The sequence below is a fragment of the Citrobacter sp. R-1.5.2 genome (assembly GCF_035064245.1).
In the GTDB taxonomy this organism is placed as follows: domain Bacteria; phylum Pseudomonadota; class Gammaproteobacteria; order Enterobacterales; family Enterobacteriaceae; genus Citrobacter.
On record NZ_JASEYC010000015.1, the window covers coordinates 105,248 to 120,401 of the forward strand.

Consider the following 15,154-nt stretch of genomic DNA (forward strand, 5'->3'; position numbering starts at 1 on the left):
AGGAAGTTAGGATGGTGGCGATAATGACTGACACAACTAACAATAAAGCACATTAGCGAGCAGAGGAATAACTTATTTATAAGTTTATCCACAGATTAATCCTTTAATCTGTTTACATCAGGGTGAGTTGTTCCATCAGACACAACCGTTCCATCAGGGTAGATAATTTTATAAAATGCTCCAGCTTTATGCTCTTTTGGAGCAATCATCTTAACAAGTTTAGATTCATCAAGAGTTGGTTTAAATACAACCTGAATATCTTTAGCAGAAGAAACCATCTTTATTTGCATAAAATCTTTCTTACCAAATAAATTCAACATATTGTTTTCACTAATGCGTTTATTGTCTTGTACCAAGGGATAGTACGCAGGAGATAAAATAAGTTCAGAATTTTCAGATACTTTAAATAAACCATTTTTAGTTGCATTGTCATCAAACGCAATTGTTGCGCCAACTGCAGTCCCCGGAACTAACCCCTTCCCCAGGTGAGTAGCATCAATATATTCAATACCCAAATTGAATTCACTCAGTTTCCAGTTACACTTACTGCCGCCATCTTTTGCTATTTTTGCAATCCATACACCGGATGAGTCCTTTTCCTGAAGCGGTATTTTTATTGGATTGAGTCCCACTTTCTCATAATGTTGACCATCTCGCATACTCATCAACTCACGCTTGCACGTTGTTGATACATACAACACTTCAAGAGGAAAAGGCTTTGTATACGCAGAAGGATTTTTAATCTCAATACTAACCCAATCAGAATTCGATGGTGGTGATAATGTTCTGTCAGTTGCTTGAGCGCATCCATTTAGCAATAAAGCAAACTGGATTAAGACGAATGAATTTAATATCTTATACATTTTCTATGTCCTCTTCACCATAATGGCCAAATCTTTTAAGAGCATCGGAACCGGATGCGGCAGAGATGGTTGAACTAAGCGAATTTTCTAGCAAATCCTCGAGCGAAAGAAACTTTTTATTCCTGTCAAACTCATTCTTAGGGATTTCACCTGAATAGTGGTCCATTTGTAAATTAAAGGATGCTACTTTATCGGCATGCTCAGTGAAGGCCTTTCCATCGCTTAACCCTTTTTCATAAGCTAACCCTAACAATTTATTATTTATATAGGGCATATATGATGTCAGAAGATGATTTCCAACATTCGCAGGAATCCCTCTATTTGGATTCATGCTTTCGGGGAAAAATTCTTGAAGTTCTTCCTTATTTAGTGAAGCTTTAAAAGCCTTTTGATCTTGCCCGGATTGCTTGGCTTCCTGAAGCGCCAGCGAAGGAACAAGATAAAGCTTAACCTTTTCAGGAAGCCTTGCCTGAATGGTCATGCAATTTCTTGGGTAAGGAAGTTCAATACTACATTGTTGCCACTTTCTACTTTGAGTTGTGGTTAAAAATGCGACCGTATTCCCATGGTGCCAAAAACAGTCCCCCCACTCTACGATTTGCGAGGCGGTAAGTTCAACGACAGACCATAAAAAACCAAGCGTTGTTCCCAAAGGCCCCCATAATTTATATAACTGATTATCCAGGTCAGCTTCAGGCGGAACCGATGGCACTGGATCTTGATCATTTACATGCCGATAATGAGTAATACTTGATAATACATCAACAGCATTTTTAGTGAACGTTCTGGGCATACCATAAGTATAAAGAAGTGGTTTACTTTCCTTTAATTTTGCAGAGTGGATTAACGCCAGCGCTCCTCCTAAGCTATGGCCACAAATGAACAAATCCCTACCTTCAATTTTATTGCTAAGTTCATTAAGCTGATTTTCAAACATTCTTTCAATTAAGGTATAACCAGCCCAAAAACCAGTATGCACTTTCCCAACAGGAACTAATGAAGTACATTCAGATTTGATATTGCAACTATCGGACTCTACTGGTCTGAAAGAAGCATCAGTTATCCCATCAGTCAGACTTGCAGTCCCACGCCATGCTATGACTATTTTATTGTTGTTGTAGACATAATAAAGCTGCGTATCTCCTTCAGGATCATCAGCTTTGGTCGAATCAATATCTATTGGAAGAAAATACCTATCAGAATACGGCACATCAACAACTAAAGCATTAATAGTCGATTGACCAATCTTTCTGGATGGTATCGTCGACAGGTCCTGACATTTATTAATAAAATACTTCGTAATGATATCTATATCATCATATGCTAAATCAGAGGCCAACCCTAAATTGATGGTATTGGCCATAGAGTAATCATTCTGGTGATGGAGCACTAGATCCCAGGCTCTGAACGGGCATATTTCAATCACATGGCGTTTTTCAAGCTCATTTGTTCTGACCTTAACACCCTGAAATGAACTGCTGTTCGGAAAATGGAATAAAGGTAGCTCTTCCCCTTCTCTTAGTTGCAAATCAGGTTTCTGATGGCATAGTTCGCCCAATACCGCATAGTGCCAGATATAACCCTTCTCTTCTGCACCGGGGCGAACAACAGAATCATTTTCCGCATCCCTGCTCACACGCAAGGCACGTTTTTCCATTTCCGTAGCCAGCTGATTGCCATCTAACGTCAACCTCAGTTCCAGCCCATGCGGCATATCGACTCTGATTAGCCCGTCAGCATCGCTCTGACCAGAATAAGTGAATCCCTCCACCGGCCCGGAAACAGGATGAGCGCTTTCCATAGTCCATGGCATATTCGCCACTGGCTCATTCTGTTCATCTACAAGTTGGAATTCTACCCAATACGGTTTCTGCTTTCCCGCTGTAACTTTTGCTTCTGTATGCGTCACAGATGTCACTAATGAACTGCCTGCCATAAACATCCCTCCTTGTCCAAGTTTAATAACAAACTTATTGGCTCTCTTTTCTTGTTAGATAAAATGTTCCAATCTTTATTATCTCTGAGATGAACACAGCAGCAAGAAATATCACTCCAGCCTTGATTGACATAGATTTAAACACCCATGGCAATATTGATATAGAAGGAATCATGAAGAACAACCTGAATGGCGTTTGAACATAGACTGTCCAATTTGCATACTTCCACTTTTTTAAGAACATTACAGCAGAAAAGATAATTGATATGTTAAGCAGTAACGAGAAAGAAAAAAGGATTAGCGAATACACTCCTTGCTGCGGATAGATATCGCTAAAAGATAATATATCATCAACTAAAGGAATTCGGCCCTGAGAGATATTCAACCAACCAAATCTGACAATGTAAAAGAGGTCAAACATAGCCCAAAAATACAATACACGATTCCGCTTTAAGAAAACTTTCATTTACTTCCCTCATAGACATCATCAGCGGTAGTTGGTTGCCAGTGCCACGACTGGCCTGTAATAGCCCAGGCATCGTCACCTTCCAGGAAAGTTTGCGTTACTTTTCTCTGCTCTCCATAGCGATGAACTGCTGATTTTTGACATTTCTCGTCGGCGGCATCAGATGGCAAAGGCTGCCATTCCTGAATTTTATCTCTCTTCGTATTCATATAGTCCTTTCCTTCAGAACCAAAAACACGTCCTTCATCTCCCATAGAGGTTAAGCGATTGATTGCCATAATTGCAGTATTTTTCAACCCATGATAATCATGATCAATCGTAACCCAATGCCCAGGCCCTTCATCCTTTTGCTCACGTGGAAATTCAATGTTTACGTTGCCAGGCATCGATGTGTAAAGCGGTGTGGTCCTCCCTGACGAGTCAGATATTCCTTCAAATATCTCACCATCAGGAGACGTTACTTTATAACTGGTGAATGGTTTGATATCCCCTGATTCAGGATCGGTAACAGTAAACGTTCCGCCATACCCTTTCGGGAAAGTCACTGGTGGTGTATCTAAACTGACAGGACCGGTCTGATTAACATTGGCCGCTTTCAGCAAAATATTCCCCGGACATCCCAGTTCAATATTCCCACCGCTAAGCTTTATATAAGCGCCACCGCAACTTAAAATCAGTTCCTTGCTGGCATTCACCTTCACGCTTCCCTGACCACTGGCGACAGTGATGTCCTGTAATGCTGAGACATTCATGGCATCAGCTTGTGCCTGAATATCAACCGTCCCTGCCCCCGCATACATTTTCATTCCTGCAGCCTGTGCAAACAAACTTACAGCCTCGCTTGCCGCTACAGTGAACGATTGCCCGGCGCTGATATCGGTATTTTTACCTGACATGAGGCCAATACTTGCCCCGCCTGAAGCAAGCCGGACAGCCTCAGGACTGAGAATGCCTATACCAGCAGGTGCACTGGCCAGCATTCCTGGCATTTTCAGATATTTCAGAGAGCTGTTTAGCGTCTTTTGGCTGTCGATGTCAGACACCGTTGCCTTCGCTCCTTTCGCTGCAGCCTGCAGGCTTCTTGCCAGCGTGAGTGCCTGTTCCAGTTGTTCTACGGCCCTGTCCATTTCAAGCATTTTACTGCCGACGTCAGGCTGAGCATCTGCAGTAAGCAAAACACCCTTTCCACCACGAACGCTGACCCAGTCGTTAGTGCGCAGCTCCGCCCCCTCGCCACGAAGAACCCTGGAAGCATTGACGTTGTGCCCTAAATTGAGTTGGGTTTTACCTCCGTACTCCGTACTGAGCTTGATATGCTCTTCACCACGCTTGTCCTCCATCCGCAGCTTGTTCAGTCCCGCGGTCCTGACAACGTTACGCGTGCTGTTGGCTTCTGTGACGTGGTCTACGTGGCGGGAGTCGTGCATGGCATGGGCGATATACGGACGATCCGGATCACCCTCATGAAACGCAATGGCGACTTCAGTGCCCTGTATCAGCGGGAAGTGGAAGCCGTATTTGTCCCCACCGTAAGGCTTGGCAAAACGCACCGGCATACTTTCCATGCCCTGACGTTTGTCATCACGGTCGGCATCAAACTTCACCCGGTACATGCCGGATGCATCCTGCCAGGCGTAGATGTCGTTATCCTTGGCGCTGGTCACACGCGCCATCAGCGTGCCGCTGACCACCGGGCGCTTTTTAGCGGCAGGACGCCAGCACCGGTTCTCGTAGTACGGCATCCCCTCCCACATCACGCTCAGGGCATCTTTACGGCTGGCTATATAGCCCGTGCGGGTAATGATAATGCCGTTGTCCGTTTCTGATGGCAGTGTCGGCAGTACAACGCGTTCACTGATGGTCAACACCTGGGCCGGAGAAAGCAGGGCATCATTACTGCAGCCGCTGATAGTCGTCTGTCGTGACAGAAAACGCTCATGTTCAAGGCGTGCCCAGAAGTTGCCGGTTTCCGCTAAAGGTGTGATTTTATCGCCACGTTCAAGATGACGCGGCAGGTAGTGATAGACCTCACCGTAGGTAACACCGTCACCATCGCCACGGGTCATGTCCGCCGGTACAGAGGTCAGAACATTCTGGGCTTCACGGTGATTGTAATCACTGGCGGTAACATTACGCTCGACCACGTTCTGTCGGACGTTAACCCCCCATACCGAGTCAGCAGCATTATCACTCATCCCTGACGGACTGCTGAGTGGCAGAGATTTACCAAACGTCCATGCGCTCTGCTTGTCTGCGAAATGCACCACCTCGGTATGGGTATCGGGCTGCAGGGTGAAGAAATAGAATATCCCCACTTCGGCCAGAAGACGCTCAATGAACGCGAGGTCATTTTCCTTGTACTGGTTAATCTGTTCACGCTTCGGATAGTCGGCTTTGAGGGTGAACTCATACTCCCAGCCTTTCAGGCCATGCTCCTGCAATACTTCAGCGACGACTTCCGGTACCGACTTATTGACAAAAAAGCGGTGGGTACGGAATTGCTTGCGCAGCAGAGACAGGAACGGCTCAATAATAATCTGGTATGTCGCCTGGTCACGTGAGCCACTGATACGCTTAAAATGCGTCACCACGCCATGCACCACTTTCTGCCCGGTCAGCCCCATCAGTGGCCCTGTTCCCATGGTCAGCGTGGCAGGCCTGGTCAACAGTTGCGCTGAACTGATATTCTGATCGCTGCTGGTGAACAAGATGGTGTAGTGGTAAAGCTCGCTCATGAACTCTTTACCGGTAAAAGTCTCAACATCCAGTGAAGCCGTACAGGATGGAATGTCGAGACGATAGCGGTTCAGCCCGCTTTCAGTTAATGCAGACAGGGTGTTCTTCAGCGTATCTGTTAGACTCATGATATTGACTCCATGGGACAACCTGCTGTCCATGACATTGTTGCCGACAGGCAAGTAACAGGTTTAATCAGGGGTACTCAGCGAGTACGAAAAAGCATGATTACGGCTCCATCCCCGACAGCACAGGCGAGGGTTCTAATCAGCAACACGGCCATTTCAAAATTATCTACCGCATATTCCCTTCGCCACTAATGGGAATAAAATGCTTAACAAACGTTTAAATAAAAGTATCCGGAAGAAACAGAATTCCCGCCACCACTAAAGCTAAAAAGATAAAAACCTTCATGACGTCATACCGGAGCACTATTCAGAAACTTTAATTGAACCATACGGCCTTGCAATTTCACGATCGGTCAACGGAAAATTGTAAACCTCCCCATGATTTATCCCCACGCCGACAACAAATTTCCGTGGCTCATCATCATGTTTCTTTGAAGTTAATATATATTCAACAATAAACCTCCCATTATCAGGGAAGTGATAAAAAGAAGGAGGAATACATAATTGTCCATCAACGATCGTAAGTTCAGGGGAAAAATTAAAGTCCTTTTCCTTCGAGGGAGTTCCGCGCAGATTTATTCCTATGTCAGCAGGTTGATAATCCTGAGCATCTGTAATGTTAAAACATACGTTTTTTCCCTGTTTACTAACAGAAGTGGTTTCATGGGGGATAAACCTATCTCCCGGGCCTGGGCATCCAGTTAATATCGCCAGACACACACCAGGAAGAACAACCGAGTAAGACATACGAAAACCATTTACTTTCACCATGGAAACCCTCGTAATGCAATTTTGTATTGTTTACGCATCACTAACTCAATAACATCACTATCGAAGGTGATGTTAGTGCAAAAAAGGATTACGTGCCGACCACAACATCACAACCGAGAGTTTAAATTAACGTGACGTCTCGGGCACATCGAATTCTCGTGTTGTCAATGGTACATTCCTAGCTCTCCCGTTGATCATTTCAAATCCAGTAACAAAACTTCTTGGATGATGACGTCTATCCTGGGAACGCAACACAATTTCAACAATAAAGGCTTTTTTTGACGTATAAGGAAAAGAGTAAAAAGAGGGACTAATGCACAATTGACCATCTGTTATTCGTAATTTGGGTTGTTCAGTAAATTGTCTTTCCTTAGAGGATGTCCCCCTGGGATTTATCGAGATGAAAACAGGCTGATAATCCTTACTGTCAGGAACATAAAAACAAACTGCATGATTTTTCATCCAAACATTGGCCGTTTCGGCAGGGTAATACTTCATGCCTCCCCAAGGACAACCTGTCAATATAAAAATTGAAATGACGCACAAAACAAAAAATAATATTGAATGTTTCTGCTTTATTTTCACCATGGAAATCCTCTCAATGAATTTCTATACATTTCTCGGATGGTTGTTTCAGAACTATCCCCATCAAGAGTCACAATCTCCCAGCCTCTGAGGCGCTGCCAACGATCATAGCCATGGACATCCAGGATAAAATGATCCGCTATAATTTGTGCTTCTTGTTCCATTGAATATTCACTCAACAAGCGACCATCAAGCGAGTAATGGTAGCTGACCATCCAACTGACTAATCCTCGCCCAATAACATTCATCCCTCTTGCTCGTTGCCAGACATGGCTCATTTCGTGGATAAACATATGCTGCAGATCATCGGTAGACTGCGAAAAATCATCCCTGTACTCACTTTGAAAATATATTTCACCATTCGGGGTCATCGCCGTATTGCTATCCTGTAAATTGAAAGGGAGATAGCTCTCTCTGTGGATCCATACTTTCGAATAATCAATGGTGGATAAAAAAACGGATTGCGCCAGCTGTATTTCCCCTGCCGTAAGTAGCCTGAGCCCACCTTCTTTGATTCTGTACTGATCCTGATTTTCTTCAGCCATGAGCAAACTCCAGCCCAACCCCTTCTTCCTCACTCCATCCCAGCGTCAGGCTGCGTGGTTTCTGCTTCACCGCCATGTGGGCCAGCAACTGCTGGCTCAGCACCGGCAGGATTTGCTGGTTGAGCAGGCTGTCGACGTTGCGTGCGCCGGTGTCCGGCAGCAGGCAGGCAGCAGTGAGTGCGTCATACAGGCTCTCATCAATCTGCGTGGTCAGGCCGTAGTGACGATGTAAGCGCTTGCTGACCTGTGACAGCTTTATTTCCACGATGGTACGCATCGCCGTTTCGGCCAGCGGACGATAAATCACCGTCTGGAAGCGGGCCAGCAGTGCCGGCTGGAAATGGTCGCGCAAAACCGGACGCAGCAGTTCGTGCAGGTCGCCCTCGGTCGCGTCCGGCTGCTCATCGAGCAGTTGCATCAGATGGTCACTGCCGAGGTTCGAGGTCATCAGAATAACGGTGTTACGGAAGTCGATTTCACGGCCTTCGCCGTCACGCATAAAGCCGCGGTCGAACACCTGGTAGAACAGGTTCATCACATCACGGTGGGCTTTTTCAACTTCATCGAGCAGCACCACGCTGTACGGGCGCTTGCGCACGGCTTCGGTGAGGATGCCGCCCTGACCGTAACCCACGTAGCCCGGTGGTGAGCCTTTCAACTGGGAAACAGTGTGCGGCTCCTGGTACTCGGACAGGTTGATGGTAATCAGTGACTTCTCACCGCCATACAGCACATCCGCCAGCGCCAGTGCGGTTTCAGTCTTTCCGACGCCACTCGGGCCAACCAGCAGGAACACACCCTGTGGACCATTCTCTGACGTCAGTCCAGTTTTCGCCGCACGCAGGCGCTGGGCAATGGCTTCAAGCGCCACATCCTGGCCGACGACACGTTTGCCGATTTCGTTTTCAAGCGTCAGCAGTTCGGTCTGCTCGTCTTTCATCAGGGAAGACAGCGGCACGCCGGTCCAGTCGGCAATCACGTTCGCAACCGTGCGGGTGTCCACATCCACCTGAACCAGTACATCACCCTGTTGTGCCTGTTCGAGCTGCTGTTGCAGGTCGGAAATCTCAGCCTGCTGGCTGATGTCCTGACGGCTGGTCATCAACTGCTGTGCCAGCAGTTTTTCATCAGTGAAGCGGATTTCCAACTGCTGCAGAGTGCTTTCCAGCGGTGCACGCTGTTGTTCAATGGCACTCAGACGGTCACCATGACGGTTGCTACCTGCCGCAATATCTTCCAGCAGCGCCTGCTCCTCCAGCGCCAGCGCGGTCAGCTGCGCTTTCAGGCGCACAATTTGTTCCGGCACGGTGTCGAGGCTCATCCGCACACGCGCGGCGGCGGTATCCAACAGGTCGACAGCTTTGTCCGGCAGCTGGCGGCCGGTCAGGTAACGGCGGGATAATGTGACCGCGGCACGCACCGCATTGTCGGTGATATGCACATTATGGTGTTCGGCGTAGCGGGATTTCAGGCCGCGCAGCATCAGGCTGGCGGTGTCGTCATCCGGCTCGTCGACCTTCACCATCTGGAAGCGGCGTTCCAGCGCGGCATCGCGCTCGAAATACTGTTTGTATTCACTCCAGGTGGTAGCGGCAATGGTGCGCAGTTCGCCACGAGCCAGCGCCGGTTTCAGCAGGTTGGCCGCATCTGCGCCCCCTGCCTGGTTGCCAGCACCGATAATGGTGTGGGCCTCATCGATAAACAGCAATATCGGGATGGGTGACTGCTGCACGGCATCAATGACGTTTTTCAGACGCTGTTCGAACTCGCCTTTCACGCCTGCGCCCGCCTGCAACAGGCCCAGGTCGAGGGTACGTAGGCTCACCAATTTGAGGGACTCCGGGACGTTGCCTTCGGCAATACGCAGCGCCAGGCCCTCAACCAGCGCGGTTTTACCGACACCCGGTTCACCGACCAGAATGGGGTTGTTCTTGCGGCGACGCGAGAGAATATCGACCATTTGACGGATTTCGGTATCGCGGCCGAACACCGGGTCAATCTTGCCCTCTTTCGCTTTGGCGGTGATATCGAGGGTGAATTTATCCAGCGCGTTCTGTAGCGCCGGGGTCAGTTCATCGTCTTTACCCCCCGCGCCAACCGGGTGGCCAACGAATTCGACCTCGCCGCCATGGCTCTGTGCCAGCTTCGCTTCCTGCTGAACCTCCGGACGTTCATCCGACTGCGTATCCAACAGCGGACGAAGACGCTCAAGCTGACTCTGGCCGAGCGTCAGTAACGGCCACAGACCATCGCAGCGCGCCAGTTTGGGCTTATCCACCAGTGCCATCAGCAGATGCACACTGCGGATTTGCTCTTCTCCAGCGAGTGAAGCCAACAGCCAGGCTTGCTGCATCAGCGTTTGAATAGTGTCAGACAGTTGCGGTCGCTGACGTACTGAGCGCGGCTGCTTGTCCAGCCAGCACAGCAAATCCTGCCAGATGGTATCCATATCCCATTCGTAGCGACGGGCCAGCACGGTGAGATCACCCTCCCCCTGCTCCAGCAGTTTCAGCAGCCAGTGCTCAGGCAGGATATCAGCATGGGCGCGGGTCTGGCACAGAGAAGCCGCACCCTCCATGGCCCGGGCACAGTAAGGGTTCAGACGACGTAACAGGATGGCTGGATTTTCCATGAATATCTCTCTTTGTCGGTTCCTTGACACGCTACCGCCCCTCGCTGTTTCCCGTGAAGGGGACCAAAGCGCATACGGTCAGGCTGGCAGTTTGTGGTTTTCTTTGCTGAAAGCCCGTTTCAGACAGGCACTCAGCAAAAAAGCGGACAGAGAAACTCTGCCCGCTCGTGACTTACGCGGTGGCGCGTTCGTTCCAGGAGTCGGAATGAATGATGTTGCCGTCTTTGTAGGTCCAGGTGATTTTTTCGTAACGCAGTTCAACGCGTTCCAGGTGGTTATGCTTCTCTTTGGAAGGATCCTTGATGTCGTACATTTCAGGATTCACTTTCACCACTTTCACGTTCTCAAGCCTGGTGTTGAAGTACTCCACTTCCTGGCCCGCGTCGTTGATTTTGTACCACTTGAATTCCGCAGATTTGAGGGTCTGACCGGTGGTCACCGCCTTGTACAGGTACGGACTGGACGAATCGATTTCCTTGGTGAACAGGAACGGGGTGTGGATACGGGTACCGGTCAGCTTGCCGGTGTTGTTGTCGGTCGGGATGTACAGGTTATGTTCCTGAGCCACCACTTCGATGCTGCCTTCACGATCCTGAACGTCAACAGACCCTTTGATGTCCGCGCCGCCGTCGTCTTTCAGCCACAGATAAACAGGAATTGCCATCGGATTTACTCCATTAATGTTGAGAAACGTCATCATCCTGCGATAACGCTGAGGGTTTGCCCGGTATCTGGCAGGCACTGGCCTGCGGTACCAGACTGATTTCGACACGGCGGTTGAGCACACGGCCCTCCGGGGTGTCATTGGTTGCGATCGGACGGCTTGCGCCATAGCCCTGCACCGCAAAACAGCTTTCCGGCACGTCACCGGTGTCCCGCATCCAGTCGCGCACCGCTTCAGCACGTTTCTGTGACAGCGCCTGGTTCAGTTGCGCATTCCCGGTGTTATCCGTGTGGCCTGCGACCACAATCAGCCAGCCCGGCTTCGCCTTAATGCCGACCAGCGAGTTCACCAGCATTTTGGTGGAGCCGGTTTTGAGGTCGTATTTACCCGAATCGAACAGCGACATGCTGTCGAGGCGAATGGTTTTCGGGCCCTGAATGATTTTTTTAATGACCGGTGGAGGCGGGGGCGGAGGTGCCCAGTCGCTGACGGCGGCCTCAACGTGCGGAATCAGGCGCAGCCCCTGATACAGACCCAGGCGATAACGCAGTGGCTCCCCACGGCGCTGCCAGTCGTCCAGAAATGCACCATCAGCCCTAAGGCGCTGCTGCGCCCGCAGTTTCGGTGCCACAGGCTTCCCCGCCAGTTGGTGATACAACGCAAGGTGATCGCCAACATTACGAATGAGGCGCTGGTTGTTCATCCAGGACGCCAGCATGGCCAACGCGAGGAAAATTCCGCCCAGTAATCCGGCATGACGCCAGAACACCATTTGGCGGCTGACGCCGCGCCGGCGCGGTAACGCTGGCAACAGCTGCTCAGGCAATGGCAGTAGCTCTGTGGTCTCGGCCGTATCCGGTGGCAGCGACGTCACAGAAGTGATGTGTTGTTGCCAGATATTGCCCGCGACACCGCTCACCGACACCATGCACATGCCCTGTACGCAGATTTTCATCATCGGTAGTTCACCCAGCCGTACCGACAGCAGGTCATTCACCGCGCTGTTCTGCCAGGCAAGCAGGCTGTCCAGCCACAGACCCAGACCCAGACGAGAAAGTCGCCCGTCAGATCCACTATCCCGGGTCCACTCCGTCAATGACACATTACCCTGACCGGACTGATACACCTGAATACCGCTTCGCTGGCTTACAGTGGTAAACCAGACGGGTTCGGGCTCCGCGCAGACCTCAGGGGGCGATACCCAGGTCACGGTCCACAGCGGGGGGATCGTGCCAAATGCCGCACGGCACTGGACCACAGCACGCTGCCAGCCCCGCAGAGACTGGGTAAAATTATCACCGGATGTGTGCTGTTCAGGTACCACCGCCAGCATGACGGAGATTTGAGATACCAGAGCCGGGCGCGCCAGACTCAGGTGTTGGGCAAAGAGTGGCAGCTGTTCCGCATCTTTCACCCACAAATACCATCCCTGCCGGGTTTCCCGATGGTGGGAGCCAGACACAAACAGTGGAGCGTTATCCCCACAGACCAGGATCACCGCCCCCTGAAAGTCTTCCGGGGGCAGGTTTTCATCCACAATATCCCGGACAGCGGCCGCTCGCGCCTGAGAAGCCCAGCTCTGACGCCAGAACATCACCCCGGACACCAGAACAACCAGCAGGCTAAGTGCCAAACGGCTACCTGTAGACAGTGGCCAGAATCCGAGAATGAGCCACAGCGCCAGTACAGCCCCCAGAGCAGTTAACAGACTTCGATACGCATCCCGCATCGCTTACCCCGGCCTGACGGTCTGGCTTACCAGATCGGTAAGCGAAGACGAAAGAAAGAACCAGAGCGCCGCCAGGGCGACAGCGGCCACAACCCAGCTCAGCCAGTACCAGCGACGGCCACTATGCAGACGTGAAGCGCGTGCAACAATGGGGGCGTCCTGCACCACCGTGAAGGCCGGCACCCGTTCCGCGAGAACGCGAACAATATCTTCCCGACGCTCATCATCCTGGGCGCGATACTGACCCACGAACCCCAGTTGCAGAGTTCGGTACATGCAGGTCAGGACGGCGGCGTCAGGGGCGGTTTCTTTCAGCAGGTTTCGGATCCTTTCCCATAAATCCTCACCAGCATTAAGGGTGCCAAAGAAGTGCGCCTGTAGCGGGTCACGGCGCCAGATCAAATAGCCATCATCGGAGGTTCCCCGGTTCATCACGCTTTCATCAAGCAGTGCGCACAGGGCATACACCATATGGTCACGGCTGATATCGCTGTAACCTGCCTCCGTGAGCGCCGCTTTTGCCTCCAGCACCAGATGGCAGGCCCGACGATAGAGCCCTTCCCCATCACGGACTTCCTGACCGCCTCGCAGTTGGCTGGCCATCAGCCACCCCGGGTAAAAAATACGTTCTGTCTGGCTGAGTTCGGATTTATTCATGAGCGCAGCACCGCGAAGAGTTCAAGTTTCACATCCCCCAGTGAGCGCGGGGTATAGAAGGTGCAACTGCCCATCTCAAGCATCGCGCGACCCGCATCAGTACTCAGATCCAGCGAGAAATACTGATTCTCAAGACGTAACGGGATAGCGGCCGGAACATGCGTCAGAGGTTTGATAACCATTCCGCTCAGGGCCACATTCACCACGTCCGACACATCATCAAAGCTGCCCGCTTTACACAGCTGCGGGAATCTCGTCTGAAGCTCATGGTTCGGCATGGAGGAGCGTACGGAGAGGTAGAAATCCGCCCCTTCGCGCAGGCGCGCATCGTGCAGAGCACCTTTCCAGATCTGATCCTGATGCTCCAGATGGATACTCACCACTCGCGACGGCAAACTCGCTTCCAGCAGCTTATCGAGCAGTGCCAGCAACGGCGGGAATACCCGCTCCGGTGCATCGTGCTGATAAGCAGGAATATCCCCGGCATCGTGCTCCAGTGAGAAGGTCAGCAGGCTGCCTGCCAGACGTGCCAGTTCGCAGTACATCAGTTCCGGATGACGCTCCGACGTCTGCAGCAGTTCCATCAGTACCGGCTCGGCGCTATTCAGGGCATTGAGCAGCCAGAACAGGGAGACATCCGCGACCGCAAAGTCGGCCATCCGCTCATTGCTTTCACGGCGCATGGCCATCAGACGCTTACGTCGTGCCTGTAGGCGGACCAGCAGGTCACCCAGTTCAGTGGTCAGCCACGGGCTCGCGGCAACAGACAGCATCGGCGGGATAAAGGCCGGGTCTCGGCTCCACTGCCCCTGCACATTACGCACCAGGCGGGTCACCGGACAGGTCAGATAAGCGGAGTTTTCCTGCGTAGACAAACGAAGCGTGATGGCATTACGCAGAATGGCGAGTTCCCCACTTTCATGCCCGGCCAGTTCCTGAACCACAACACGCTCAGCTTTCCAGCGACGCGGGCGCTCACTGTCCTGGCCGTTATCGAGGTTGCCGCCACTGGCGCTCAGTAACGGCAGGGCAACAACCACTTCAACGGTTTCAGAGCCACTTGCGGCGGAAAAATCACAGACTGGCGGAAGGTTATCGGCCAGTTCGGTATCAACAAGGGTACCATCCTGAAAGCGCACCACCAGACGGGTGGCATTCAGGCGCGCGAGTGCCAGTGCAGCATCATCAAACTCTGCCGCAACCACGCCCCAGGGATGAGAAATACCCATCCGGGCGACCATGTCGGCAACGTGTCCATTCCAGCGAGCCTGCTGCTGGAACTGTTGCGGGGCCAGAGCAGCCCCATCCTCCCAAAGTGGGCGGTAAATTTTCATCCCTGGTTTCCCCTCGCCTTACGATTTGGCTTTCGGCATCTGGGAAACCAGTGACAGGTTGACGTCCATGCCTTCCACCTGGAAGTGCGGGATGGCGTACAACTTCAC

General features: G+C 51.0%; 13 protein-coding genes. All 13 read right to left on the bottom strand.

The window, feature by feature from the left end:
- Window positions 1–95: 95 nt before the first annotated feature.
- Window positions 96–863, bottom strand: coding sequence for a hypothetical protein (locus QMN38_RS21475; protein ID WP_323605984.1), 768 nt, complete (start codon window positions 861–863; stop codon window positions 96–98).
- The gene (locus QMN38_RS21480) at window positions 856–2,799 is read right to left on the bottom strand and encodes a lipase family protein (protein ID WP_323605986.1); all 1,944 of its coding nucleotides are present in this window, start codon (window positions 2,797–2,799) and stop codon (window positions 856–858) included. The genes QMN38_RS21475 and QMN38_RS21480 overlap by 8 nt, the downstream gene beginning before the upstream one ends.
- A gap of 34 nt (window positions 2,800–2,833) precedes the next feature.
- Window positions 2,834–3,265, bottom strand: a complete 432-nt coding sequence (locus tag QMN38_RS21485) for a hypothetical protein (protein WP_271455771.1) — start codon at window positions 3,263–3,265, stop codon at window positions 2,834–2,836.
- Entirely contained in the window at window positions 3,262–6,129 is a 2,868-nt protein-coding gene (locus QMN38_RS21490) for a type VI secretion system Vgr family protein (RefSeq protein WP_323605988.1), read from the bottom strand. The genes QMN38_RS21485 and QMN38_RS21490 overlap by 4 nt, the downstream gene beginning before the upstream one ends.
- A gap of 303 nt (window positions 6,130–6,432) precedes the next feature.
- Entirely contained in the window at window positions 6,433–6,900 is a 468-nt protein-coding gene (locus QMN38_RS21495) for a putative T6SS immunity periplasmic lipoprotein (RefSeq protein ID WP_323605990.1), read from the bottom strand.
- A gap of 126 nt (window positions 6,901–7,026) precedes the next feature.
- The gene (locus QMN38_RS21500; RefSeq protein WP_323605992.1) at window positions 7,027–7,488 is read right to left on the bottom strand and encodes a putative T6SS immunity periplasmic lipoprotein; all 462 of its coding nucleotides are present in this window, start codon (window positions 7,486–7,488) and stop codon (window positions 7,027–7,029) included.
- Complete coding sequence (locus tag QMN38_RS21505; RefSeq protein ID WP_323605993.1) at window positions 7,482–8,030, bottom strand: type IV secretion protein Rhs; 549 nt, start codon at window positions 8,028–8,030, stop codon at window positions 7,482–7,484. Before QMN38_RS21505 ends, QMN38_RS21500 begins: the two co-directional genes overlap by 7 nt.
- Window positions 8,023–10,662: a type VI secretion system ATPase TssH gene (tssH, locus tag QMN38_RS21510; RefSeq protein WP_323605994.1), complete on the bottom strand. Its 2,640-nt coding sequence runs from the start codon at window positions 10,660–10,662 to the stop codon at window positions 8,023–8,025. Before tssH ends, QMN38_RS21505 begins: the two co-directional genes overlap by 8 nt.
- 172 nt (window positions 10,663–10,834) lie before the next feature.
- A complete protein-coding gene (gene hcp / locus QMN38_RS21515; protein ID WP_271456705.1) occupies window positions 10,835–11,326 on the bottom strand; it encodes a type VI secretion system effector Hcp in 492 nt (163 codons plus the stop codon).
- Between the two features lie 13 nt (window positions 11,327–11,339).
- Entirely contained in the window at window positions 11,340–13,055 is a 1,716-nt protein-coding gene (locus tag QMN38_RS21520; protein ID WP_323605995.1) for an OmpA family protein, read from the bottom strand.
- Between the two features lie 3 nt (window positions 13,056–13,058).
- Complete coding sequence (gene tssL, locus QMN38_RS21525; protein WP_323605996.1) at window positions 13,059–13,712, bottom strand: type VI secretion system protein TssL, short form; 654 nt, start codon at window positions 13,710–13,712, stop codon at window positions 13,059–13,061.
- Window positions 13,709–15,046, bottom strand: a complete 1,338-nt coding sequence (gene tssK, locus QMN38_RS21530) for a type VI secretion system baseplate subunit TssK (RefSeq protein WP_323605997.1) — start codon at window positions 15,044–15,046, stop codon at window positions 13,709–13,711. The genes tssL and tssK overlap by 4 nt, the downstream gene beginning before the upstream one ends.
- An 18-nt stretch (window positions 15,047–15,064) precedes the next feature.
- Window positions 15,065–15,154, bottom strand: a 90-nt coding sequence (locus QMN38_RS21535) for a hypothetical protein (RefSeq protein WP_323604567.1), incomplete at its 5' end; no start/stop codon positions are given.